The 22938-nt window shown below is 63.5% G+C and carries 21 protein-coding genes and 1 tRNA gene; 12 read left to right on the plus strand and 10 right to left on the minus strand.

Annotated elements, in window-relative coordinates:
• Positions 1 to 78: 78 nt before the first annotated feature.
• The 7 genes from VQ044_RS05610 to VQ044_RS05640 all read right to left on the minus strand — a co-directional run bounded on the left by VQ044_RS05610 (position 79) and on the right by VQ044_RS05640 (position 6631).
• The gene (locus VQ044_RS05610) at positions 79 to 207 is read right to left on the minus strand and encodes a hypothetical protein (RefSeq protein WP_327622866.1); all 129 of its coding nucleotides are present in this window, start codon (positions 205 to 207) and stop codon (positions 79 to 81) included.
• On the minus strand, positions 204 to 1430 hold the full coding sequence (locus VQ044_RS05615) for a formate dehydrogenase subunit gamma (RefSeq protein ID WP_327645744.1): 1227 nt from the start codon (positions 1428 to 1430) through the stop codon (positions 204 to 206). Before VQ044_RS05615 ends, VQ044_RS05610 begins: the two co-directional genes overlap by 4 nt.
• A gap of 21 nt (positions 1431 to 1451) precedes the next feature.
• On the minus strand, positions 1452 to 2048 hold the full coding sequence (gene fdh3B / locus VQ044_RS05620) for a formate dehydrogenase FDH3 subunit beta (protein ID WP_327645742.1): 597 nt from the start codon (positions 2046 to 2048) through the stop codon (positions 1452 to 1454).
• 188 nt (positions 2049 to 2236) lie between these two features.
• Positions 2237 to 5302, minus strand: coding sequence for a molybdopterin-dependent oxidoreductase (locus tag VQ044_RS05625; protein WP_327645740.1), 3066 nt, complete (start codon positions 5300 to 5302; stop codon positions 2237 to 2239).
• 24 nt (positions 5303 to 5326) lie between these two features.
• A complete protein-coding gene (locus VQ044_RS05630; RefSeq protein WP_327645738.1) occupies positions 5327 to 5542 on the minus strand; it encodes a formate dehydrogenase in 216 nt (71 codons plus the stop codon).
• Positions 5543 to 5777: 235 nt separating this feature from the next.
• Positions 5778 to 5852, minus strand: a tRNA-Val gene (locus tag VQ044_RS05635).
• Positions 5853 to 5944: 92 nt separating this feature from the next.
• The gene (locus VQ044_RS05640) at positions 5945 to 6631 is read right to left on the minus strand and encodes an HAD-IA family hydrolase (RefSeq protein WP_327645736.1); all 687 of its coding nucleotides are present in this window, start codon (positions 6629 to 6631) and stop codon (positions 5945 to 5947) included.
• Between the two features lie 170 nt (positions 6632 to 6801).
• Here VQ044_RS05640 and rpiA point away from each other — a divergent pair, with 170 nt between their 5' ends.
• From rpiA to VQ044_RS05680, 8 genes are all read left to right on the plus strand, one after another.
• Entirely contained in the window at positions 6802 to 7497 is a 696-nt protein-coding gene (gene rpiA, locus VQ044_RS05645; RefSeq protein ID WP_327645734.1) for a ribose-5-phosphate isomerase RpiA, read from the plus strand.
• Between the two features lie 120 nt (positions 7498 to 7617).
• Positions 7618 to 8172, plus strand: a complete 555-nt coding sequence (locus tag VQ044_RS05650) for a DUF2059 domain-containing protein (protein WP_327645733.1) — start codon at positions 7618 to 7620, stop codon at positions 8170 to 8172.
• A 186-nt stretch (positions 8173 to 8358) separates the two neighbouring features.
• On the plus strand, positions 8359 to 9759 hold the full coding sequence (gene gor / locus VQ044_RS05655) for a glutathione-disulfide reductase (RefSeq protein WP_327645731.1): 1401 nt from the start codon (positions 8359 to 8361) through the stop codon (positions 9757 to 9759).
• Between the two features lie 31 nt (positions 9760 to 9790).
• Positions 9791 to 10426 (plus strand): gamma-glutamylcyclotransferase family protein, encoded by a 636-nt coding sequence (locus VQ044_RS05660; protein WP_327645729.1) that lies wholly within the window; start codon positions 9791 to 9793, stop codon positions 10424 to 10426.
• A gap of 157 nt (positions 10427 to 10583) precedes the next feature.
• Complete coding sequence (locus VQ044_RS05665) at positions 10584 to 11963, plus strand: class II 3-deoxy-7-phosphoheptulonate synthase (RefSeq protein ID WP_327645728.1); 1380 nt, start codon at positions 10584 to 10586, stop codon at positions 11961 to 11963.
• A 34-nt stretch (positions 11964 to 11997) separates the two neighbouring features.
• Positions 11998 to 12450 (plus strand): GFA family protein, encoded by a 453-nt coding sequence (locus VQ044_RS05670; RefSeq protein ID WP_327645727.1) that lies wholly within the window; start codon positions 11998 to 12000, stop codon positions 12448 to 12450.
• Between the two features lie 77 nt (positions 12451 to 12527).
• On the plus strand, positions 12528 to 13325 hold the full coding sequence (locus VQ044_RS05675) for a DODA-type extradiol aromatic ring-opening family dioxygenase (protein WP_327645726.1): 798 nt from the start codon (positions 12528 to 12530) through the stop codon (positions 13323 to 13325).
• A gap of 46 nt (positions 13326 to 13371) precedes the next feature.
• Positions 13372 to 13962 (plus strand): hemerythrin domain-containing protein, encoded by a 591-nt coding sequence (locus VQ044_RS05680; RefSeq protein ID WP_327622853.1) that lies wholly within the window; start codon positions 13372 to 13374, stop codon positions 13960 to 13962.
• Between the two features lie 43 nt (positions 13963 to 14005).
• On the opposite strand, the gene VQ044_RS05685 is transcribed toward VQ044_RS05680, so the two are convergent.
• Together VQ044_RS05685 and VQ044_RS05690 are read right to left on the minus strand one after the other, a co-directional pair.
• The gene (locus VQ044_RS05685; RefSeq protein ID WP_327622852.1) at positions 14006 to 14650 is read right to left on the minus strand and encodes a DedA family protein; all 645 of its coding nucleotides are present in this window, start codon (positions 14648 to 14650) and stop codon (positions 14006 to 14008) included.
• A gap of 370 nt (positions 14651 to 15020) precedes the next feature.
• Positions 15021 to 15605 (minus strand): DUF1003 domain-containing protein, encoded by a 585-nt coding sequence (locus tag VQ044_RS05690; RefSeq protein ID WP_327645725.1) that lies wholly within the window; start codon positions 15603 to 15605, stop codon positions 15021 to 15023.
• An 84-nt stretch (positions 15606 to 15689) separates the two neighbouring features.
• Between VQ044_RS05690 and VQ044_RS05695 the strand changes: the two genes are divergently transcribed.
• The 4 genes from VQ044_RS05695 to gltX all read left to right on the plus strand — a co-directional run bounded on the left by VQ044_RS05695 (position 15690) and on the right by gltX (position 20415).
• On the plus strand, positions 15690 to 17411 hold the full coding sequence (locus VQ044_RS05695; RefSeq protein WP_327645724.1) for an NAD+ synthase: 1722 nt from the start codon (positions 15690 to 15692) through the stop codon (positions 17409 to 17411).
• Position 17412: 1 nt separating this feature from the next.
• Complete coding sequence (locus tag VQ044_RS05700) at positions 17413 to 17712, plus strand: hypothetical protein (RefSeq protein WP_327645723.1); 300 nt, start codon at positions 17413 to 17415, stop codon at positions 17710 to 17712.
• Positions 17713 to 17803: 91 nt separating this feature from the next.
• Complete coding sequence (locus tag VQ044_RS05705) at positions 17804 to 19045, plus strand: MFS transporter (RefSeq protein ID WP_327650857.1); 1242 nt, start codon at positions 17804 to 17806, stop codon at positions 19043 to 19045.
• Positions 19042 to 20415, plus strand: coding sequence for a glutamate--tRNA ligase (gltX, locus tag VQ044_RS05710; RefSeq protein WP_327645719.1), 1374 nt, complete (start codon positions 19042 to 19044; stop codon positions 20413 to 20415). Before VQ044_RS05705 ends, gltX begins: the two co-directional genes overlap by 4 nt.
• Before the next feature lie 25 nt (positions 20416 to 20440).
• On the opposite strand, the gene VQ044_RS05715 is transcribed toward gltX, so the two are convergent.
• On the minus strand, positions 20441 to 22747 hold the full coding sequence (locus VQ044_RS05715; RefSeq protein WP_327645718.1) for an NADP-dependent malic enzyme: 2307 nt from the start codon (positions 22745 to 22747) through the stop codon (positions 20441 to 20443).
• Between the last annotated feature and the right edge of the window lie 191 nt (positions 22748 to 22938).

The raw sequence follows: 22938 nt of genomic DNA on the forward strand, positions 1-22938 counted from the left end.
CGCCTCTCTTGACCTGTGCAGTTCTCGGCGATCGTCAACCCGATCAGCAAAACCTTTCAGCCAGATCCAAGTCCTTGATCAGCGTTCCTCGTCGAGATGAACGGAGGGGCTTTCCACCGCGCTCGACTGTTCGGCGAGGGGAAACACGCCGATCGTCAGCGCCGCCAAGGCGGCCATGAGCACGACCCCAATGATGAATGCTTTCATGGTCCGCGCTCTCCCGGAGCGGCCTCGGCGGAGGAGGGCTCCTGCGTCCCGACCTCGCCCGTCATCTGGCAATACCAGATGCTGTGATGCTCCTTGGCCCAGTTGCGGTCCACCCATCCTGACCACATCGCCGCGAACGCCCCCTCCATCCCGATCGTGCCGATATAGATATGCCCGAAGATGAGCCCGATCATCAAAAGAGCGATGATCGCGTGCGAAAGCTGCGCCGTCTGCATCCCGCCATATCCGAACAGCAGAAACGGATACATGAGCAGGAGGCCCGACGCGAGCAGCGCGAAGCCGCCGAGGGTCACGCCCCAGAAGACGATCTTCTGACCGGCGTTGAACTTGCGGGCCGGTGGGTTCTTGCCGTCATCGCGAAGCATGCCGCCGCCGCGCTTGAGCCACTCCCAGTCTAGCCGTGTCGGAATGTTATGGAACAGCCAAAACACCACCATCATCGTCACGCCGATGACGAAAGGAACCGCGGATGCCATGTGGAGCCAGGCGCTGCCCCAGGCGAGATCGCCCAAGGCTGATTCGCCGATCAGCGGCAGCAACAGCGGCTTGCCATAGAGGATTACGAGACCGGTCAGCGCCATGACAACGAAGGCGGATGATGTCATCCAGTGATTGGCGCGCTCGGTCGCCGAGAAACGCTTGATCGTCGTGCCGGCTTTTCCTTCGGCTATCCTAACCCGGCCCCGAACGAAGAGAAACAGGCCGAGCGCGGCAAGTACGCCGAAGATGACCCAACTGCCGCCGTACCTCACCTGATCGTTGTGCAGGCTGCGCCAGGTGCGCCCGCCGGGCTGCTCGAAGGAGGCGGCGTTCTCGTAGGGCAGGGAGGATATGCCCTGGATGCGTCGCGCCTCGGGCAGGATAGGCGCTTCCTTTTCTCCGATCGTCAGCCATGAGGAGGTCAGTTGCCGAGGTGCGGCCACGCCGTCGCGGAACACGAGATTGGCGCGTCCTCCACCGTCCGTGTCCACACTCACGCCGCGGGTCTGGCCAGCTTCAACGCGGTCCCCGAGCAGATTGGATCGCCCGATCAGGGCCTCGGCGGCAACAACGGGGCTTGCCTCGCCCCCGCCAGACGCCCCCGCCACCGACACCTCGGGCTGCACGAGATTTTCGCTCATGAAGCTGAGAACGACCACCACACCGAGGAGGAGGCCGGCGAGCAGCGCAACGAGACCGCCCGCTATCCGTGCTGCTGACATGTCCTGTTCTCCTTTTCGCGATCAGGCCGCATCGCTGGCGTGGTAGGCGGTCGTCCAGCCCCACGCTCCCGAGCCATAGCCACGGTGTTCGGTCCGCTCTCGGTAGATGTCGGAGATGACGTCGCCGTCGCCGGCGAGCAGAGCGCGGGTCGAGCAGACCTCGGCGCAAAGCGGCAGCTTGCCTTCGGCGATCCGGTTGCGACCGTATTTTTCGAACTCGGCCTGGGAGCCAGTCTCCTCGGGACCGCCGGCGCAATAGGTGCATTTGTCCATCTTGCCGCGGGAGCCGAAATTGGTGTCGCGCGGATATTGCGGCGCTCCGAACGGGCAGGCGTAGTAGCAGTAGCCGCAGCCGATGCAGGTGTCCTTGTCGTGCAGGACGATGCCGATGTCGTTCTGATAGAGCGTGGAGACCGGACAGACCGCGATGCAGGGCGCGTCGGTGCAGTGCATGCAGGAGATCGCGATCGACTTCTCGCCGGGATTGCCGTCATTGATCGTGACGACCCGTCGGCGCACCATTCCCCACGGCACCTCGTTCTCGTTCTTGCACGCGGTCGCGCAGGCATTGCATTCGATGCAGCGGTCCGAGTCACAGAGAAATTTCATCCGAGCCATCTGCTACTCCTCAAGCGGGTTCGAGCCGGCACAGCGACGCCTTCGATTCCTGCATGAAGGTCACGACGTCGTAGCCGTAGGTCATGGCGGTATTGGCGGCTTCGCCGGTNCTACTCCTCAAGCGGGTTCGAGCCGGCACAGCGACGCCTTCGATTCCTGCATGAAGGTCACGACGTCGTAGCCGTAGGTCATGGCGGTATTTGCGGCTTCGCCGGTGACATAGGGAACCGTCCCGGACGGATAGCGGTCGGTAATGCTCTCTCCCATCCACATGCCCGCGAAATGGAAGGGCAGAAAGACCGTGCCCTCGTCCACTCGGTGGTGACCAGCGCGGCGACCCGGATGCGGGCGCCTTCGGGCGTCGCGACCCAGACCTGGCCGCCGTCCGAGACGCCGGCCCGCGCCGCGTCCGCCTGATTGATCTCGGCGAACATCTCCTGCTGGAATTCGGCAAGCCACTTGTTCGCCCGCGTTTCGTCGCCGCCGCCCTCGAATTCCACGAGGCGCCCGCTCGTCAGCACCAGCGGGAACTCCCGGCTGTAGTCGTTTTTCTGGATCGACCAATAGGCCGTCGGCAGCCGAAAATCGGTGCGGTCCTCGTAGGTCCTGTATTTCGGGATGAGGTCGCGGCGCGGCGTATACAGCGGCTCCCGGTGGACGGGAATCGCGTCGGGGAAATTCCACACGATCGCCCGCGCCTTGCCGTTGCCGAAGGGAGCCAGGCCATTGGCGATCGCCACCCGCTGAAGCCCGCCGGACAGATCGGTCTTCCAGTTGATGCGCAGGATCTTGTCGCGCAGCGGCTCCGTCTTCGAAAGATCCTGCTTGTCATTTGCGCCGGCCTGCTTCTTCGAGCCCGTGTCGCCCTTCTCTTTTTTCTTATGAGCGAGATAGGCGGCAATCGCCTGCTGAGCCTTGTCGGACATATCGGGAAACTGCTGGCGCACAGCCCGCGCTTCGGCCGCGGGGTCCACGTCCGATTGTTTCGGCTCTTCCATCTGGCTCAGCATTTGCCGGGCATCGGCGTCGCTCGTCTCCAGAAGCGAAGGATGGTAGTCGCCCATTGCTGTGGCGACGATGACGAGCTGCTCGCGCGGCGTGAGCTGGCCGAGGTAGCCTAGCTGCTCCAGGACAGCCACGGTCATTTCAGGATAGCCGTCTTGGATCGGCGACCCCTTAGGATAGCTGTCCTCGGCGAGAAGGTTCTGGCCGTCGTGCTCGACGCCCCACCGCGCCCGGAACGGCAGCCCGCCCTCCGCAATGGTCTTCGATTGGTCATAGAGGATGGGCGTGCCCGGATGCTTCATTTCCGGCGTGCCCCAGCACGGCCACGGAAGGCCGTAATATTCGCCCTTCACCGGCCCGCTCATGCCCATCAGCGTCGTGGGATGGAAAAGATGCTGGTATTGCATATGCAGTTTCAACCGCTCCGGGCTCTGCCCGCTATAGCCGACAGACCACATGCCGCGGTTGATTTCGCGAAGGATGTCTTCCGCCACTGGCACGCCGTCCTCGACGCCGATGTGCTTCAGCAACTGCTCGGCGAAGCCGAGCTTTTCCGCGAACAGCCGTGCGATCTCATAGTCGGTCTTCGCTTCGAACATTGGCTCAACGACCTTCTCGCGCCACTGCAGCGAGCGGTTCGAGTTGGTGACCGAACCGGCGCATTCCATCGTCGTGGCGGCGGGCAGAAGATAGACGCCGTCGGTCCGCTCACCCATTACCGCCGAGGCGGTCGGCACTGGATCGACGATCACCAGAAGATCGAGCTTCTCCAGGCCTTTTTTCAGATCGGGCCCGCGGGTCTGGGAGTTCGGCGCGTGACCCCAAAAGATCATGGCGCTCAGAGAGTTTGGTTGCTGGATGTTGTCTGCCGCTTCCAGCACGCCGTCGAACCAGCGCGAGACGGGCATGCCCTTCTGTTCCATCAGCTCCTTGGAAGTGAAGCGATCCCGCAGCCATTCGTAGTCGAGGTCCCAGACCCGGGCCCAATGCTTCCATGCGTCCTCGCTGAGTCCGTAATAGCCGGGCAGATCGTCGCAGGCGACGCCGAGGTCGGTTGCGCCCTGGACGTTGTCGTGCCCGCGAAAAATGTTCGCGCCGCCGCCCGGCTTGCCGATATTGCCGAGGGCCAACTGGAAGATCGAGGCAGCGCGCGTCTTGCTGCTGCCGATCGTCGACTGGGTCAGTCCCATGCACCAGACCAGGGTGCCCGGACGGTTCTGCGCGACGATCTCCGCCACACGCCGGATCTGGTCTTCCGGAATGCCGGTGATGTTGGTCACGACATCAAGGGGATAGTTTGCCACCTCCTTGCGGATGTCATCAAACCCGAACACCCGCTGGTTGATGTACTCCTCATCCTCCCATCCCTGCTCAAGAATATAGTTCAGCACTCCCCACAGAAACGCGACATCGGTTCCCGGGCGGATGCGCACATACTCGTCGGCATGGGCCGCGGTCCGGGTAAAGCGGGGGTCGACGACGATGAATTTGGCGCCGTTCTCCTTAGCCCGCAGCAGGTGCTGCATGGAGACGGGATGCGCCTCCGCAGGGTTGCCGCCGAGAAGGAAGATCGATTTTGAATTGTGGATGTCGTTGAAGGTGTTGGTCATGGCGCCGTATCCATAGGTGTTGGCGACGCCGGCGACCGTGGTCGAGTGACAAATACGGGCCTGATGATCGGTGTTGTTCGAGCCCCAAAGGGCGGCGAACTTGCGGTGCAGAAAGGCCATCTCGTTGGAAAATTTGGCGGACCCCAGCCAGTAGACCGAATCCGGTCCCTTTGCCTCGCGGATTTTCAGAATCCGGTCGCCGATCTCGTCGATCGCCTGTTCCCAACTGACCCGAACCCATTTGCCGTTTTCCAGCTTGGTCGGATATTTCAGCCTCCGCTCGCCGATCGCGAGTTCGCGAGTGGCGGCGCCTTTCGCACAGTGCGTACCGAGATTGATGGGGCTTTCGAAGGCGGGTTCCTGCCCGATCCAGACGCCGTTCTGGACCTCCGCCCAGATTGAGCAGCCTACCGAGCAAAACGGACAAATGGTTTTCTTGACCTGCGGATCCGCCGACCCGGGTGCGACTTCATCAGTTTGCGCGCGGACCATGCCGCTCCCCATCGCGCTGGCTCCGGCGAGGCCGGCCACGGCCAGCCCCGAATTGCGCAGAAAGCTGCGGCGGGAAACCGTCCCGGCGTCGGAACGGACCGTGGAAGCACGGTGCGCGCTGGCGACTGAAGTTTTTTTCCGTAGCAAGGCAACGATCCCTGTCTTGATGTCTCAGAAGCGGGAAAGCTCGTAGAAGCGACGGATATGGGCGTTCTCCCGATATCCCTCTTCGCCCCCGTCTCTAGGAGGCTCCTCAGCCCCCGCGTCGCCACCGACAACGAGAGCGCCCACCACCAAGCCGCTCCCAGAAATTCCGCGTAAAAAGGCGCGGCGGCTTCGCGACACGGCGGCAGCGCCGCGCTTCGGATTGTCCGGAAGATCGTCCATCGTAACCTCCACTCTGACCCACTCGGTCCGTGCGGACATATTGCTCCAGATTCGCATGTCTAGATTAGCGTTATGTAATGTGCTCGCTCCACCCCAACATGCCGCGATTTACGCGATGTTTGCGTTCAATTCGCGGGCCGGTCGGCGACGCAAAGTCGCCTGAAACGGTGGGGCAATCGGGGTGGGGAAGCCAATGTTGGCTGGCAGCCAAGCTAATCTAACTCACTGAAAGAAATGGTGGGCGCGACAGGGATTGAACCTGTGACCCCCTCGGTGTGAACGAGGTGCTCTCCCGCTGAGCTACGCGCCCCGCCTGGGCGACCGTGGCCGCCGGGAAGGTGCGGCGATATAGAGCCGTCGGGTCGTGCTCGTCAACATCCCGGAGGGGGACGGCGCCAGGATTTAGGCTACGTGAGTTTCCGAGCCGATCAGACGGCCGGCGAGCGCTGCGTCCAGGTGCGCGTAATCGTCGAGAATGAAGCTTGCCCGGGCGCGGGCCTTCGCATCCGGCGCATAGCCGAAATCCACGAGGATCGATGGGATGCCCGCCGCGGCGGCCGCGTCGATATCGGTCGACGTGTCGCCGATCATGATCGACGCGTCGCAGCGACCGCCGGCCCGTTCGATCGTCCCGATCAGATGCGAGGGGTCGGGCTTGCGCCGGGCAAAGGTATCCGATCCGCAAATCGCAGCGAAACGGTTGGCGAGGGCGATTTCGGACAAGAGCAACTGCGCGAGGCGCTCGTATTTGTTGGTACAGATGGCGAGCCTGAAGCCGGCTTCCGCCAGCCGGTCCATCGCTGCGACGGCGCCGGGAAACGGCACCGAGGTGACGGCGATGTTCGCCTCGTAATGCGCCAGAAACCGGGCGGTCTGCTCTTTCAGTTCCTCGTCAGCAAGAGGACGGCCGTCGCGTCGATAGGCTTCGTGCAGCATGATGCGGGCGCCGTGTCCGGCATAGGGACGGATCATGTCGAGGGACATCGCCGGCATCCGGGCTGCCGCAAGGCAGTGGTTGAGGCTCGCGGCGAGGTCCGGCGCGGTATCGACCAGCGTTCCGTCGAGATCGAAGACAGCGACTTTCACCATGAATGAATGACTCCTCACACATTTCCGGTCGCAACGTTTCCATCGTCGGCCACGCGGACCCTTCGCCTGACATGCTTCGGCGGTCAACCGGCTGCGCGGGGGCCGGTTGATCGACAGCCGAACCGATAAAGGCTAGAGCAGCCACCTGATCAAGGAGGAACCCAGGGCTGATGACGGAACCGGCGAAACTGAAGGCCATGGCGGGCGAGGCGGCTCTCGGCCATGTCGAGGATGGCATGCGCCTGGGTATCGGCACGGGATCGACGGCCGAGGCCTTCGTCCGGGTTCTCGCCGATCGTGTACATGCTGGACTTGACGTGATCGGCGTCACGACATCGGACCGCACGGAAGCGCTTTGCCGTGAACTCGGTGTGCCGACCGCAACGCTGGAGACCGTGCCGCAGCTCGATCTGACCATCGACGGCGCCGATGAAGTCGACGGCCGGTTGCGGCTCATCAAGGGCGGCGGCGGGGCACTGTTGCGCGAGAAGATCGTTGCGGCCGCGTCCGATCGGATGCTGGTGATCGCCGATGCTTCCAAGAAAGTCGAAACCCTTGGCGCCTTTCCGCTGCCGATCGAAATCAACGGCTTCGGAATGATGGCAACCTATCTCGCCATCCAGAAGGTCGCGGCCAGCCTCGGGCTCGAGGGCGACATGATCCTTCGGCGGCGCGGCGCGGATCCCTTCATCACGGACAGCGGGCATTTGATTCTCGACGCATCTTTTGGCCGCATTCCCGATCCAGAAGCGCTCTCACAGGCGCTGCACCAGGTTCCTGGTGTCGTCGAGCACGGCCTCTTCATCGGTTTGGCGAGCGAGGCGATCCTTGCGTCCGAACGCGGGATCGAGACCCTGACCGCGTAAGCCGTCTCGCCATGCGGCCGGCGGCCGCCCTTGCCAGAACGGGCTGAAATCCAATACTCAAGCGCCAGACGCGGCAGCCGGATCGGCGCGCGAGAGAAATCGAACGGAGACATAGGTTTCATGATCTTCAGCGAATTGACGCGCCGGACCCGCCTGATGGTCGCGGCTGTGATCTTGATGCTGCCGGCAACGGCGCTTGCGCAGGACATCTCGGACTCGCACCTCGCCGCCGCCCGCGCGGCGCTTGAGGCAATTGCCGCGACGGACCAGTTCGACAATATCCTTCTCAACGCCGCGACGCAGATCAAGTCTGAATTGATCGGCAATAATCCCGACCGCCAGACCGAGATATCCGACATGGTGGACGAAAGGGCACTGGCGCTCGCGCCGCGGCGCGGCGATCTCGAGAACGAGGTCGCGCGCGTCTATGCCAAGCTGTTCACCGAGGAGGAATTGCAGCAGATCGCTCAGTTCTACAACTCGGAAGCCGGCAAGAAGCTGTTGGCGCAAGGGCCTGCGGCGACACGCGAAATGGTCGGCGCCGCCGAGGTCTGGAGCAATGGCATCGTGCGGGATCTGCGCGAGAGCGCGATCGAGGGCATACGCCAGATCGCCCCGACGGCGGATGCGGCTCCGGCCGCAGCGGGTGCGGATGCTGCGACCCCGGCCCAGTAATAGAGAGCCGCGCCCTTCGAGGGCTTCACGAAAACGGCAACGGGCCGATGATGCGAAAAGGGTGGTCATTTGGCCGCCCTTTTTGCTAACGGCAATGCAGGACCGGCGCCGCGGCCGACCGAATCTTTTCTCGCGCCGGCTGGTGACGCTCGATCCGGCGATGGTTGCAACAGACGGAATTCACGCGTGACCCAGACATCATATGACTACGACCTCTTCGTCATTGGCGGTGGCTCGGGCGGCGTTCGCGCCGCGCGCCTTGCCGCCCAGATGGGACATCGGGTGGCCGTCGCCGAATATGACGATCTCGGTGGAACCTGCGTCAATCGCGGCTGCGTGCCAAAGAAGCTGATGGTCTATGCTGGCGAATACGCCGAACATTTCGAAGACGCCGCCGGCTATGGCTGGACGATTGGCGAGACTTCTTTCGACTGGAACGTGCTGAAGCGGAACCGCGATGCCGAGGTTCGCCGCCTCAATGGCATCTACCAGGCCAACCTGGAAAAGGCCGGCGTTGAAATTCTCCGCGACACTGCGGTGTTCGACGATGCCCACACGATTCGCCTGGTCAATGCGGATCGTACGGTCACCGCCGACAAGGTGTTGATCGCCGTCGGCGGTTACCCCAATCCGCATGATGCGCTGGAGGGGCACGAACTCTGCATCACTTCGGATGCGGCCTTCGATCTTGCCGAATTGCCGAAGAAGATCATCATTGCCGGCGGCGGCTATATCGCCATCGAGTTCGCCTGCATTTTTAACGCCCTCGGCGTTGAGGTCACGGTGCTCTACCGGGGGCTGGAAATTCTGCAGCACTTCGACATGGATGTGCGCCGCCTGTTGCACGCCGAGCTTGAGAACAAGGGCATCAAGATCATCACCAAGACGGTCTTCGAAAAGGTGGAGCGCAATGACGACGGCGGGCTTCGCGCCACCTTGTCGGATGGCGCCTGCTGGGAGGGCGACCAGATCATGCTAGCTCTCGGACGTCTACCGAGCACGGAGAAGCTCGGCCTCGACAAGGCGGGCGTGCAAATGGATAGAAAAGGCTGCGTCCTTGTCGATGAGCACCTGAAGACCAGCGCCGACAATGTCTATGCACTCGGCGACGTGATCGGCCGGGTTCCGTTGACGCCGGTGGCGATCCACGAGGCGATGTGCTTCATCGAGACCGTCTTCAAGGGCAATCCGACGAAGCCGGACTACGTCAACATCCCCACCGCCGTCTTTTCGCATCCGCAGATCGCGACGGTCGGCATGTCGGAAGACGAGGCCGAAAAGAACCTCGAGAATTTCGACGTCTACAAGACGATCTTCCGACCGATGCGGAACATCCTGGCCGGCCGGCCCGACCGGATGCTCATCAAGCTCCTCGTGAACGCGGACGACGACACCGTGGTCGGGGCCCATATTCTGGGGCCGGAGGCAGGCGAAACGGCGCAGTTGATCGGCATCGCCATCAAGGCATGTGTGAAGAAGGCCCAGTTCGACGCGACCATGGCCGTGCATCCGACTGCGGCCGAGGAACTGGTGACGATGTACGAGCCGACCTACCGGGTCCGCAAGGGCGAAAAGGTCGCCGCCTGATCCGCCGCGATGACCCGGTAGAGCCGTTTCAATGGACATCCACGACGATCATCCGGACCTTCCGCGCCTCGCAGCCGAGGGGCGTATCGTCGCCTATTTTGGCTATGGGTCATTGGTCAACCGGCGCACCTTGCGCACCAAGTTTCTCGGCATTCGCCGTGCCCGCGTCGAGGGCTGGCGGAGGTTCTGGCTACCGCGCGAGCCGAGCGCCGCGATGGCGCTGCTATCGGTCCATCCATCCGACATCCATGCGGTCGAAGGCGTGGTGGTCTACGATCTCGCCGACCATCTGCCGTCGGTGGACGAACGCGAAGCCGGCTACAGTCGCCGTATCGTCGATCTCGCTCGCCTTCAAATCGAGGCGCCGCCGGTCGCCGGCGTGCCGCTCTATATATACGAGGCGCATCGCGGCGCGGCCGATGCCAGTGATATGCAGGCGGCCATCCTGCAGAGCTATCTCGACGCGGTGATGCAAGGGTTCCATACGCTCTACGGTGCGGCCGGACTGCGGCGTTTCGTCAATGAGACACATGGCTTCGAGACAGCCGTTCTGCGCGATCGGGCCGAGCCGCGTTATCCGCGTGCGGTCAGTCTGGACCGGCATGAGGCGGATCTGTTTGATCGCCTCGTGGTCGATCGCGGCGCTCGGTTCGTCGATCCGGATTGAAGCCATCGCGAGACTGGCGCCGTGCAAAGGATGACAAAGCGGCGTAGAAATGTTTAAACGCCGCCGGCGTGTCGAGGCGAGCGAGCCTGACAGCCGGGATTTCGGATCACGACGAGACAAGAGACGACCGGGAGATGCCCGGTCAGGAGACATGGTTATGGCGAAGGACTGGACACCATCGAGCTGGCGCTCAATGCCCATCGAGCAGGTGCCGGATTATCCGGACCCGAACGCGCTGGCCGAAACCGAAAAGCGTTTGGCGAGCTTTCCGCCGCTGGTTTTTGCCGGTGAGGCGCGCAAGCTGACCCGGTCGCTGGCCGAGGTTGCCGAAGGCCGGGCCTTCCTGCTGCAGGGCGGTGACTGCGCCGAGAGCTTCGCCGAACACGGCGCCGACAACATTCGCGACTTCTTCCGCGCCTTTCTTCAGATGGCGGTGGTGCTGACCTTTGCCGCGTCGCAGCCGGTGGTGAAGATCGGGCGCATCGGCGGCCAGTTCGCCAAGCCGCGCTCCTCCGGCAGCGAGACCAAGGACGGCAAGACGCTTCCCTCCTATCGCGGCGATATCATCAACGGCATCGAGTTCGACGAGGCCTCGCGCATACCGAACCCGGAGCGGCAGGTGATGGCCTACCGCCAGTCGGCCGCGACGATGAACCTGCTCAGAGCCTTCGCGCAGGGCGGCTATGCCAACCTCGACAATGTCCACCAGTGGATGCTCGGCTTCGTTGCCGGTAGCCCCGAGGCGGAGCGTTATCGCCAGCTCGCGGACCGGATCTCCGAGACGATGAACTTCATGCGGGCGATCGGCATCGACGCTGAGAACCATCCCTCGCTGCGCGAGACCGATTTCTTCACCAGCCACGAAGCGCTGCTGCTTGGCTATGAAGAGGCGTTCACGCGCGTCGATTCGACCTCCGGCGACTGGTACGCGACGTCCGGCCACATGATCTGGATCGGCGACCGCACCCGCCAGGAAGATCATGCGCATGTCGAATATTGCCGCGGGATCAAGAACCCGGTCGGCCTGAAATGCGGCCCCTCGATGGAAGCCGATGGATTGCTGCGGCTGATCGACAAGCTGAATCCGGAGAACAAGGCAGGCCGGCTGACGCTGATCACGCGTTTCGGCCATGAGAAGGTCGAGGCGCATCTGCCGAAGCTGATCCGCGCTGTCGAAAAAGAGGGACGCAAGGTGGTCTGGTCATGCGATCCGATGCACGGCAACACCATCACGCTCAACCATTACAAGACGCGGCCGTTCGACCGGATTCTCGCCGAGGTGCAAGGGTTCTTCGACGTCCACCGGGCCGAGGGAACCCATGCCGGCGGCATCCATATCGAGATGACCGGCAAGGACGTGACCGAATGCACCGGCGGCGCGCGGCCGGTTTTGGCCGAGGATCTTTCGGACCGCTACCACACCCATTGCGATCCGCGACTGAATGCCAATCAGGCGCTGGAACTCGCGTTCCTGGTCGCCGAGCTTCTCAAGAAGGATCAGGCCGCTAACGCGCCAAAGCAGGCAGCGAATTTCTAACGCGCAGCCGGAGACTGGGGCTCAGGAGTTGGTGATGCCGACGGGTGAGACAATTCGTACCGGACGCTGTCTCTGTGGCGGCGTCCGGTTCGAGACCCGGGGATCGGTCAGACCGGTCATCTTCTGTCATTGCGATCAATGCCGCCGGCAATCCGGTCTCCATTATGCCGCGACGAGCGTCACCGACGACCAACTGGCGGTCATCGGCGAGACGCTCACCTGGTACCGGTCGTCGCCCGACGCGCGGCGCGGCTTTTGTTCTACCTGCGGCACGCTGCTGTTTTGGAAGCACGACGGCCTCGACCAGACCTCGATCCTGGCCGGGGCGTTCGACCAGCCGAGCCGCCTCGTCCCATCGCATCATATCTTCACGGCCAGCAAGGCCGATTTCTACGACATCGGCGACGGGCTGGAGCAATTTCCCGAACGCGATGGCCGAACGGTGGTCGGCTCCCTTAGAGCCGGTGAGAACGACCGCGAACGGTAAACACTGCGTCGGCTTTCAGGTGGCTAACGGTACCGCCGGAGCAGCATTAGCTTCGCGGTGATCAACGGAGTGGCCTGATGGCGTCTTTTCCCAGCCTCTTCATTTCCCACGGATCGCCCGATATCGCGATTGCCGAGACCGAGGCCGCACGGTTTCTGCGCACCCTGGCTGCGGACCTGCCGCGCCCCAGGGCGATCGTCGTCGCCAGCGCGCATTTCGAAGCAGAGAACGGGGTTCTCGTGTCAGGCGATGAACGGCCGGAGACGATTTACGATTTTGGCGGTTTCGATCGGCGCCTCTATGAGATGCGCTATGCGGCCCCGGGCGATCCGGCGCTCGCCAGTCGCATCGTAAAGGCACTCACGGATGATGACTTCGCGGCGGAGGCCGCGACCGGACGCGGCTTCGATCACGGCACCTGGGTGCCGCTTATCCTCGCTTATCCGGATGCGGATATCCCCGTCGTGCAAGTCTCGGTCGATCCGACGCAAGGACCCGCACATCACCTCGCGCTCGGAGCGGCGCTGGAGCCGCTTCGTGATGAGGACATTCTGATCATCGGGTCGGGCTCGTTCACCCACAATCTGCGCGAGGCGTTCGCGCGGATGCAGCAAAGCGAGCGGCAGGCCGAAACGCCGGCCTGGGTTGCCGATTTCGCCGACTGGATGAGCGAGCGCGTCGTCGCAGGCGACCGCGAGGCCCTTACCGATTATCGGGCGAGGGCACCTTTTGCGGTTGAGAATCATCCGACCGACGAACATCTGATGCCGCTATACGTGGCGATCGGTGCGGGTGGAGCGGATGCGACCGCCAGGAAGCTGCATGGCAGCCGCGATTTCGGCGTGCTCTCCATGGAGGCCTTTGCCTTCGCCTGAGGAGACTACGGAAAAGCGGAAGGGAATGGGGGCAATCGCCTGTCCGATGGACCAGAGTGTTTTCGATCTCGATACCCGCACCGGACTGCCAGCGGATTTGCGCGACTTGCTGGATCGCTATCCACGCGAGATATGGACAGGGCATCAAAATCTCGGCGCAACGGCGCGCTTCTGGCTGCAGCGGCACGACATGTTCCGCGAGCTTGGCGCCGCTCTTCAAGGGGCGTTGTCCCAGCAGCGCGAGGGCACGGTCGCGATGGGCCCCTTTCGGCAGTGGTTCGCGCCGCGGCTGCAGTTCTTCCTCACCCAGCTGGAAGACCACCACGGGATCGAGGATCAGCATTATTTTCCGGTGTTTCAGCGCGCGGAACACAAGCTCGCTCACGGATTCGAATTGCTCGAGGCCGATCACGATGTGATTCACCAGGACCTTCTGGCCACGGCCGAGACGGCCAATCGTTTCCTGGCGATTGAGATCGGCCCCGGCGGGCCCCGTGACGACGCGCGCAGGGCCTCAGACGCTTATGCCGATGCCAGCGAGCGCTTGTTGAACCGCCTGGTGCGGCATCTCGCCGACGAGGAGGATCTGATCATTCCTCTGATTCTCGACCGTGGAGAGGCCGCGATCGGGATTTGAGCGGACGGAAAGCGTCGAACCAAGCTGCGGTGATCGAACCCGATTATCGCAGGTCGGGATCGGTGGGACGACGCTTCGAGCCGGGCGCCAATCGCTCACCGCGCCGGTTCCGCGCGCGTCGCATGAAAACCGGACCCCACTGGCGCCATGCGAACCAGCCGGCAAGCGCCACCGCGATGACGATCAGCACGATTCCGACGCCACGTTCCATTACTTGGAGATGTGCGAAGACAGAGCCGATCGAATAGCCGAAGACGTAGCCGACCGTCGTGAAGATGCCGGCCCAGAGCGCCGCGCCGAACAGGTTGAGCAGGACGAAGCGCGTGATCGAGATCCGCGACAGGCCGAGGGCGATGAGACCTGGCATTCGTAAGCCGTAGATATACCGATTCACGATGACGAAATAGGCCTGGTAGCGCTCGACCAATTCGAGCGCCTTGGCGAATTTCCGCCGGCTGCGCCACCGCGCCACCCAACGGTGATTCGATGAAAAACGAGCGAACAGGAAGACCGAGAGATCGCCGACGAAAGAACCGGCGAAGGCCAGCGCGATCATCATCTCGAACGGATAGGATCCGCGATAGGCCAGAAAGCCGCCGATGATCGCGAAGACCTCGCCCTCGAAGAAGGTTCCGGCCAGGACGATGATCGGTCCGAACTGTCCGATGAGGCTCAGGATTTCGTACACAGCGGCTCCGCGCGTCAGGAGTGCGACGGCCTAGGCGCGATCGAACGTCCCGTCGCAGTTCGACGTGGCGCGCTTGTCGCAGAGTTTTACGGCGCAAGAAAGTGGCTTTCGGGGGAAGGCGGCATTCTCAATCCCCAGCTTCGCTCCTACGCCTCCGCCGCTTCACGAAAAATCCGCCCAAATGCCCCGCCGTCAGTACCAGCGCGATACCCGCCAGCACAAAACCTTGGTGCCGCGCGAACAGGCGCCGCAGAACCGTTTCGGCGGCGAGGCCGAAAGTCCATCCCAACGAGACGAATAGCCCGGTCCAAACTGCCGCCGACAGGGCATTGAGCATACAGAACAAGGGCAACCCGATGGACGATGCCGCTCAAGTCGGCGGGCTCCCGAGAGTGCTGTTCGAAACGCTGCTGCCTGCGCCTTCCAACCGGGCCAGCCGGTCGGTGATGCGAACCAGCGTCTCGGCGATCTGCTTCAGCTCGGCATCGCGTATCGCGTCGAATTTTTCATGCAGTGCGAGAATTTCGATCTCCGCCTTGAGGTTCACTTCATAATCGTGGCTCGCATCCAGCCGGTCGCGCGCAGCCGCCCGGTTCTGCGACATCATGATGATCGGCGCCTGAATGGCAGCGAGCATGGACAGGATCAGGTTGAGGAAGATGAACGGATAGGGGTCGAAGGATTGGCGCGTCAGAAGCACTGTGTTGACGATGACCCACAGCACCAGGAAACCCAGGAAGCTGAGGATAAAGCTCCAGGAACCTCCTATTTCGGCGATGCGGTCGGACAGCCGCTCGCCGACAGTCGACTGCGCCTTGAAATGGGCGTTGACATCGCGGGCGATGGTCGTGCCCTGTCTCGCGCTTTCCAGAATCCGCCGTTCGATGGGCAGCAACAGGTCGGCTGACCGGCCGAACCATCGCGTGGCCGCATTGCGGTGATTGCTGATCGGCATGGCTCTCCTCCTTGGCGAGTTTGGGACGAACGGGCTCGCGCCCTCCGACGCGGCTTGTTATGAGGCCGGTTGACGGTTTCGGATATGCCATTCGTCCGTTTGCATGATTTCGCAAGGGAGCCGGGCAAGGCCGTGAAAGCTATCGACAACCATTTGAAGCTGGCCATCGCCCAGTTGAACCCCACCGTTGGCGATGCGGCGGGCAATCTCGCGATGGCCCGCAATGCCAGGGCCGCGGCGGCGGCCGAGGGCGCCGACCTGATCCTTTTCACAGAGCTCTTCATTGCCGGCTATCCGCCCGAGGATCTCGTACTCAAGCCGGCTTTCATCGAAGCCTGTTTGGAAGCAGTCGAGGCTCTGGCGAGAGATACGGCGGATGGCGGCCCCGGCGTGGTGATCGGGTGTCCGCTGCGCACCGGGGAGGGGCTGTTCAACGCCGTGGCCGTCCTCGATCAAGGTCGCGTCGTCACATGGCGCTCCAAGGTGGATCTGCCGAACTATGGCGAATTTGACGAAAAGCGGGTGTTTCAGGCTGGCGAGATGCCGGGCCCGGTGAATTTTCGTGGCCTCAGACTCGGCATTCCGGTCTGCGAGGACGTCTGGGGCGATCTCGGCGTCGGCGAGACGCTGGCCGAATCGGGCGCCGAGATCCTGTTGGTGCCGAATGGTTCGCCGTTTTATCGCGGCAAGATGGATGTGCGGCACCAGGTGGCGCTGCGCCAGGTGATCGAGACCGACCTTCCGCTGGTCTATGCCAACCAGGTCGGCGGACAGGACGATCTCGTCTTCGACGGCGGTTCCTTCGCCTTCAATGGCGACCGGAGCCTGGCCTTCCAGCTGCCACGGCTGGAATCCGGCGTTTACCTCACCGAATGGCAGAGAGGAGCCACGGGTTGGGCTTGCCAGAACGGCGAGACGGCTGCGATGCCGGATGCGGACGAGGCGGTATGGCGCGCCTGTGTCTTGGGATTGCGCGACTATGTCGACAAGAACGGCTTCAAATCCGTCGTTCTGGGTCTGTCCGGCGGTATCGATTCGGCGATCGTCGCGGCGCTCGCCGTCGATGCGCTGGGCGCGGAGCGCGTCCACTGTGTCATGCTGCCCTATCGCTACACGGCCGAGACCAGCCTGGAGGATGCGGCGGCCTGTGCCGAGGCGCTCGGCGTGCGCTACGACATCGTGCCGATCGCCGATCCCGTCGAGGGATTCACCAGCGCATTGGCCGAGATGTTCGCCGGCCGGCCAGCCGACATCACCGAGGAAAATCTGCAAAGCCGGACGCGCGGAACCATCCTGATGGCGATCTCCAACAAGTTCGGCTCGATGGTCGTCACAACCGGCAACAAGAGCGAGATGAGCGTCGGCTACGCCACGCTCTACGGCGACATGAATGGCGGCTTCAATCCGATCAAGGATCTCTACAAGACCGAGGTGTTTCGCCTGGCGCGCTGGCGCAACACGTACCGGCCGAAAGAATGTCTGGGGCCGGACGGCATCGTGGTTCCCGAGCGAATTATCGACAAGCCGCCGTCGGCGGAGCTGCGCGAGGATCAGAAGGACGAGGATTCGCTGCCGCCCTACGAGGTCCTCGATGCGATCCTTCAGCATCTCGTCGAGCATGATGGCGGCGTCGACGAGCTGGTCGAGCGCGGCTTCGATCGGGACACCGTGCGGCATATCGAGCGGCTTCTCTACATCGCCGAGTACAAGCGCCGGCAATCGGCGCCGGGCGTGAAAGTAACGCGCAAGAATTTCGGCCGCGACCGCCGCTATCCGATCACCAATCGCTTCCGGGATGGTGCGTGAGATGTTCGAAATCCCGCCGCTCGATACCGTCGCAACCGCCACGCTTGCGGTCGGAGCGCTGTTCCTGCTGCGCTATTTCCTGGCGATGCGGCGGATCTGGAAGGTCGCCGGGCACCGGCCGAGCTTCCAGTTCGGCGATTATTTTCGGGCGATGAAGCGCCATGCGTTCGGGGCGGAGTTGGAACCCGAGCGGCGCTATGCCGCGCGGCAGCTCGTTTTCGGTGTCGTCCTCATCGCCGCCGGGTTGCTGCTCTTCGGCTGGCTGCTGGCCACTGGCTCGCCCGTCGGCTTGGCTGCCTGATCCGCTTGGAATTAGCCCCTAGAAGGGTGATATGGCAGGTAAAAGGATCGTTGCGGCAGGGGCCGCACCGGCCATGCCGTTCGGACCATCCATGACCTTCCTCTCCTTCATCGGCCGCAATGGGCGCTGGCTCGGCGGCGGTTTCCTGCTCTGCTTCTTTTCGTCCTTCGGCCAGACATTCTTCATCGCGCTGTCGAATGGCGAGATCCGCCGCGAGTTTGACCTCACCAATGGCGAATTCGGCCTGATCTACATGATGGCGACACTCGGCAGCGCGGCGACGCTGCCGTTTCTCGGCCGGGTGCTGGACAGGTTTCGGACCTGGCATGTGGCGGCGGGCACGATCACCGGTCTCGCCGTGGCCACTCTGGTGCTGTCGTGGTCGACCTCGGTGCCGCTTCTGCTCCTTTCGATCTACCTGTTGCGCCTGTTCGGACAGGGGATGATGAGCCAGACGGCCTTCACCGCCACCGGCCGGTGGTTCGTGGCCAATCGCGGCCGGGCGATATCGCTCGTCACCCCCGGCTTCCAGGCCGGCGAAGCGCTGTTGCCGCTTCTCTTCGTGATGAGCGCGGGAGTGCTCGGCTGGAGGGGCGCATGGGTGGCAAGCGCGATCGTCTTGCTGCTCGTGGCGCTGCCGGCCATCACGCTGCTGACCAATCGTGAGCGCGATCCGCTGTCGCTGGAGCCGGCCGGCGCGCCGCAATCGGATGTGCCCGACTGGACCGTCGCACAGGTTCTCCGGAGCCCGACCTTCTATCTTCTCGCGATGGGCGTCGTGGCGCCGTCCTTCATCGGCACGACGTTGTTCTTCCACCAGGTCTATCTGACCGAATTGCGCGGCTGGCCGCTGGAGCTGTTCGCCTCCGGCTTTGCGGTGATGTCGGCGACGACGGTGGTGTTCGCGCTCGTCTGCGGCTGGCTGATCGACCGCTTCTCTGCCGTGCGGCTGCTGCCGTTCTTCTTGATTCCGATGACCTTCGCCACCTTGGTCGCCGCCAATTTCACCGCCGAGGGCTCGATCTTCGTCTTCATGATGTTTCTCGGCATCTCCAACGGTTTCGCGGCGACGCTCTTCGGCGCCTTGTGGCCCGAGATCTATGGCGTGCGCCATCTCGGCGCGGTTCGCTCGCTGGTCCTCGCGGTCATGGTGTTCGGAAGCGCCCTCGGGCCGGGGCTGAGCGGCATCCTGATGGATCTCGGCGTTCCTTATCCACTCCTGATCAATCTCATGGCGGTCTTTTGTGCGGCGATCACGCTGGTTCTGACCGGCGTCTCTCGCCGGCTCCGCCGATTGCCAGCGACGTCCGGGTTCAGTAGGGCAGAGCGATGACCGTCATCGTTCGTTTCGCCCCGTCGCCCACCGGCCACCTCCATATCGGCAATCTGCGCACCGCGCTGTTCAACTGGCTGTTCGCCGAGAAGAATAGCGGACGTTTCGTCCTGCGCTTTGACGACACTGACGCGGAGCGCTCGCGCCTGGAATTCGCCGACATGATCGAGACCGATCTCGCCTGGATCGGGATCGCGCCGCATGCGGTAATCCGTCAGTCGGAACGGCTCGACCATTATGCCGCCGCGGCCGCGCGGCTGAAGCAGGCCGGGCTTCTCTATCCCTGCTACGAGACCCCGGACGAGTTGGACCGCAAGCGCAAACGCCTGGCGGCGCGCAATCTGCCGCCGGTCTACGGCCGCGAGGCGTTGCGACTGTCGAACGCGGAGAAGCAGGTCTTCGAGGCGGAGGGGCGTCGTCCGCACTGGCGGTTCCTGCTGCCGAACTTCGCCTCCGATCCGCACGCGCCACAGCGCACCGACATCCACTGGGACGACCTCATTCGCGGCCCGCAGACGGTCGATCTCGGCTCGTTGTCCGACCCCGTCCTGATGCGCGGGGACGGCAGCTATCTCTACACGCTTCCCTCGATCGTCGACGACGGCGAAACGGGTGTCACCCATGTCATTCGCGGCGACGATCACGTCACCAACACTGGCGTCCAGATCGCCATCTTCCGTGCACTCGGCCTCGATGCGCCGGTCTTCGGTCACCACAATCTGTTGACCGCGATCGGCGGGGAGGGGTTGTCGAAACGCACCGGCGCCTTGTCGCTCAAGTCATTGCGCGAATCCGGCTACGAGCCGATGGCCGTCGCCTCGCTGGCGGTTCTGGTCGGGCTGTCCGGTTCCATCGCGGCGATGCCGGATCTCGCCGCCTTGGCCGAACGTTTGCGCTTCGAGGATGTCTCGCCATCCGCCTCGAAATTCGATCCCGCCGAACTCGACCGGCTGAATGGCGAGATCGTCCACGCGCTGTCGTACGCGGTGGCCGCCGAGCGGCTGGCGGCCATGGGCGTGCCGGACGAGCGGGACGAAATGTTCTGGCAGGCCGTGCGCGGCAATTGCGCGAAGCTGGCCGATGCCGCCGAATGGGCGCGCGTTGTTTTCGGCGATTTGGCGGACAAGCCGGACCTGTCCTACGACGACCAAGCCTTTGTCGAAGCCGCACGGGAGCTTTTGCCGGAAGGCGACTTTGGCCCCGAGACCTGGCGCGAATGGACGGGCCGGGTGAAAGAGGCGACAGGGCGCAAGGGCAAGCCGCTGTTCATGCCGTTGCGGCTGGCACTTACCGGCCTCGACCATGGGCCGGAACTGGCCGCGCTGCTGCCACTTATCGGCAGGGAAAGAACCATCGCCCGCCTTTCCTGATCGGCCGTTCCCGCGTGCGTGGTCCTCAGCCGCCGCGCTGCACCGCCTCGGCCGTGGCGATCGCCGCCATGTTGACGATACCGCGCGAGGTGACGGACGGCGTCAGGACGTGGGCGGGCGAGGCGGCGCCGAGCAGGATCGGCCCAACATGCAGCGAATCGGTCATCGTCTTCACGACGTTGAGGGTGATATTCGCCGCGTCGAGACTGGGGAAGATCAGCAGGTTGGCTTCGCCCTTCAGGGTCGACTCGGGCATGATGCGCTGACGCGTCGCCTCGCTGAGCGCCGCGTCGCCGTGCATTTCGCCGTCGACTTCGATGTCCGGTGCCAGCCGCCGCAGAACCGCAACGGCCTGGCGCATTTTCCGCGTCGACTCAGTGTCGTCCGAACCGAAGTTCGAATGGGAAACGAGAGCTCCCTTTGGATCGATGCCGAAGCGCCGGATTTCGGCCGCCGCGAGCATCGTCATCTCCGCCAGATCCTCTGCTGACGGATCGCGCTGGACATAGGTATCGACGAAGAACTTCGTGCCCATCTGGGAGATGAGGATGCTCATCGCCGCGAATTTCCTGACGCCGTCTACGACGCCGAGGACCTGGCTGATGTCGCGGACGTGGTGCGGAAACCGGCCCTCCAGGCCGCAGAGCAGCGCATCGGCCTCGCCACGCGAGACGGCGACTGCGCCGATCACGGTCGTATTGGTGCGCACGATCGTGCGGGCGGTATCCGGATTGACGCCCTTGCGACCGACCTTGCCGAAATAATGATCGACATAGTCGCGGTAGCGCGGATCGTCTTCCGGATTGACCACCTCGAAATCCTCGCCCGGCCTGATGCGCAGCCCATAGCGCTCGAGGCGCGATGCGATCACGCTCGGTCGCCCGATCAGGATCGGCGCGCAGAGCTTTTCTTCAAGCAGAACCTGCGCGGCCCGCAGCACCCGCTCGTCCTCGCCATCGGAAAAGATCACCCGCTTGCCCGAATCCCTGGCGATCCGGAAGATCGGCTTCATGATCAGGCCGGAGCGGAAGACGAAGCGGTTCAGCCGGTCGACATAGGCCGGCATGTCGGTGATGGGCCGCGTGGCGACGCCGTCGGCCTCGGCGGCCTTGGCTACGGCCGGAGCGATCTTCAGGATCAGCCGGGGATCGAACGGCGCCGGGATCAGATAGTCGGGGCCGAACACCGGCGTATCCGAGCCGTAGGCCTTGGCGGCCACTTCCGAAACTTCCTCGCGCGCCAGCGAAGCGATCGCGTCGACGGCGGCGGTCTTCATGCCTTCGGTGATGGCGGTCGCCCCACAGTCGAGCGCGCCGCGGAAGATGTAGGGAAAGCAGAGAACGTTGTTGACCTGATTGGGGAAATCCGACCGCCCGGTGCAGATCATCGCGTCGGGCCGGACCTCTCTGGCGAGGCTTGGCATGATCTCCGGCGTCGGATTGGCGAGCGCCATGATCATCGGCTTGGCGGCCATCGTCTTCAGGTAGTCCGGCTTGAGCACACCGCCAGCCGAAAGGCCGAGGAAGACGTCGGCGCCCTCGATGACCTCCTCCAGCGTGCGCTTGTCGGTCTTCTTGGCGTAGACCGCCATCCAGCGGTCCATGCGCTTTTCGCGCCCCTCGTAGACGACCCCCTCGATGTCGGTGCAGGTGATGTTTTCGCGCCTGGCGCCGAGTTCGACCAAGAGGTTGAGGCAGGCGATCGCCGCCGCACCGGCGCCGGAGGTGACGATCTTCGCGTCTTCCAGCTTCTTGCCGGCGAGCATCAAGCCGTTGCGGATCGCGGCGGCGACGATGATCGCCGTGCCGTGCTGATCGTCATGAAAGACCGGGATACCCATGCGCTCGCGCAGCCGCGCCTCGACCTCGAAGCACTCGGGTGCCTTGATGTCTTCCAGATTGATGCCGCCGAAGGTCGGCTCCAACGCCGCCACGACATCGCAGATATGGTCGATTTCCCTGGCATCGATCTCGATGTCGAAGACGTCGATGTCGGCGAATTTCTTGAACAGAACCGCCTTGCCCTCCATCACCGGCTTGGAGGCGAGGGGGCCGATATCGCCGAGCCCGAGCACGGCGGTGCCGTTGGAGACCACGGCGACGAGGTTGGCGCGGCCGGTATAGACGGCTGCGAGCGAAGGATCGCGCTCGATCTCGCGGCAGGGGGCGGCGACGCCGGGCGAATAGGCGAGAGCGAGATCGCGCTGGTTGCCAAGCGGTTTCGTCGCCTGGATCGCCAGTTTTCCGTGCTTGGGATAGCGATGATAGAACAGTGCCTGCTCGTCGAGATCGCCGGTCGCCGCCCGCTCGGCGCCGGATTCGGTTTCGGACATGATCTTCTCTCCCTCACAGCCGCCGGACGGTCCCCGGCACGATCTCGATCTTGCCCGACCGATGCTTCTTCTACCCGATCGCCCGCGCCCCGCAACCGGCCGATGGCGTCTGCCCGTGCGCGCGGGCAGACGCTAGCGGGTGCCCGTCACATGGATGCAATCAGAATCGGTCATTCCGGACGCAGGCAGAC

This window comes from Aurantimonas sp. C2-5-R2 (assembly GCF_036549495.1).
In the GTDB taxonomy this organism is placed as follows: domain Bacteria; phylum Pseudomonadota; class Alphaproteobacteria; order Rhizobiales; family Rhizobiaceae; genus Aurantimonas; species Aurantimonas coralicida_A.

What these genes read in the sequence shown, in the direction of transcription:
- VQ044_RS05715 (WP_327645718.1), bottom strand. Translation starts at nt 22,747, where the DNA reads ATGTCCGAAACCGAATCCGGCGCCGAGCGGGCGGCGACCGGCGATCTC.
- VQ044_RS05660 (WP_327645729.1), top strand. Translation starts at nt 9,791, where the DNA reads ATGGACATCCACGACGATCATCCGGACCTTCCGCGCCTCGCAGCCGAG.
- VQ044_RS05700 (WP_327645723.1), top strand. Translation starts at nt 17,413, where the DNA reads ATGTTCGAAATCCCGCCGCTCGATACCGTCGCAACCGCCACGCTTGCG.
- VQ044_RS05690 (WP_327645725.1), bottom strand. Translation starts at nt 15,605, where the DNA reads ATGCCGATCAGCAATCACCGCAATGCGGCCACGCGATGGTTCGGCCGG.
- fdh3B (WP_327645742.1), bottom strand. Translation starts at nt 2,048, where the DNA reads ATGGCTCGGATGAAATTTCTCTGTGACTCGGACCGCTGCATCGAATGC.
- VQ044_RS05615 (WP_327645744.1), bottom strand. Translation starts at nt 1,430, where the DNA reads ATGTCAGCAGCACGGATAGCGGGCGGTCTCGTTGCGCTGCTCGCCGGC.
- VQ044_RS05705 (WP_327650857.1), top strand. Translation starts at nt 17,804, where the DNA reads ATGACCTTCCTCTCCTTCATCGGCCGCAATGGGCGCTGGCTCGGCGGC.
- VQ044_RS05665 (WP_327645728.1), top strand. Translation starts at nt 10,584, where the DNA reads ATGGCGAAGGACTGGACACCATCGAGCTGGCGCTCAATGCCCATCGAG.
- rpiA (WP_327645734.1), top strand. Translation starts at nt 6,802, where the DNA reads ATGACGGAACCGGCGAAACTGAAGGCCATGGCGGGCGAGGCGGCTCTC.
- VQ044_RS05640 (WP_327645736.1), bottom strand. Translation starts at nt 6,631, where the DNA reads ATGGTGAAAGTCGCTGTCTTCGATCTCGACGGAACGCTGGTCGATACC.
- VQ044_RS05650 (WP_327645733.1), top strand. Translation starts at nt 7,618, where the DNA reads ATGATCTTCAGCGAATTGACGCGCCGGACCCGCCTGATGGTCGCGGCT.
- gltX (WP_327645719.1), top strand. Translation starts at nt 19,042, where the DNA reads ATGACCGTCATCGTTCGTTTCGCCCCGTCGCCCACCGGCCACCTCCAT.
- VQ044_RS05680 (WP_327622853.1), top strand. Translation starts at nt 13,372, where the DNA reads ATGGACCAGAGTGTTTTCGATCTCGATACCCGCACCGGACTGCCAGCG.
- VQ044_RS05610 (WP_327622866.1), bottom strand. Translation starts at nt 207, where the DNA reads ATGAAAGCATTCATCATTGGGGTCGTGCTCATGGCCGCCTTGGCGGCG.
- VQ044_RS05695 (WP_327645724.1), top strand. Translation starts at nt 15,690, where the DNA reads ATGCCATTCGTCCGTTTGCATGATTTCGCAAGGGAGCCGGGCAAGGCC.
- VQ044_RS05675 (WP_327645726.1), top strand. Translation starts at nt 12,528, where the DNA reads ATGGCGTCTTTTCCCAGCCTCTTCATTTCCCACGGATCGCCCGATATC.
- VQ044_RS05630 (WP_327645738.1), bottom strand. Translation starts at nt 5,542, where the DNA reads ATGGACGATCTTCCGGACAATCCGAAGCGCGGCGCTGCCGCCGTGTCG.
- VQ044_RS05670 (WP_327645727.1), top strand. Translation starts at nt 11,998, where the DNA reads ATGCCGACGGGTGAGACAATTCGTACCGGACGCTGTCTCTGTGGCGGC.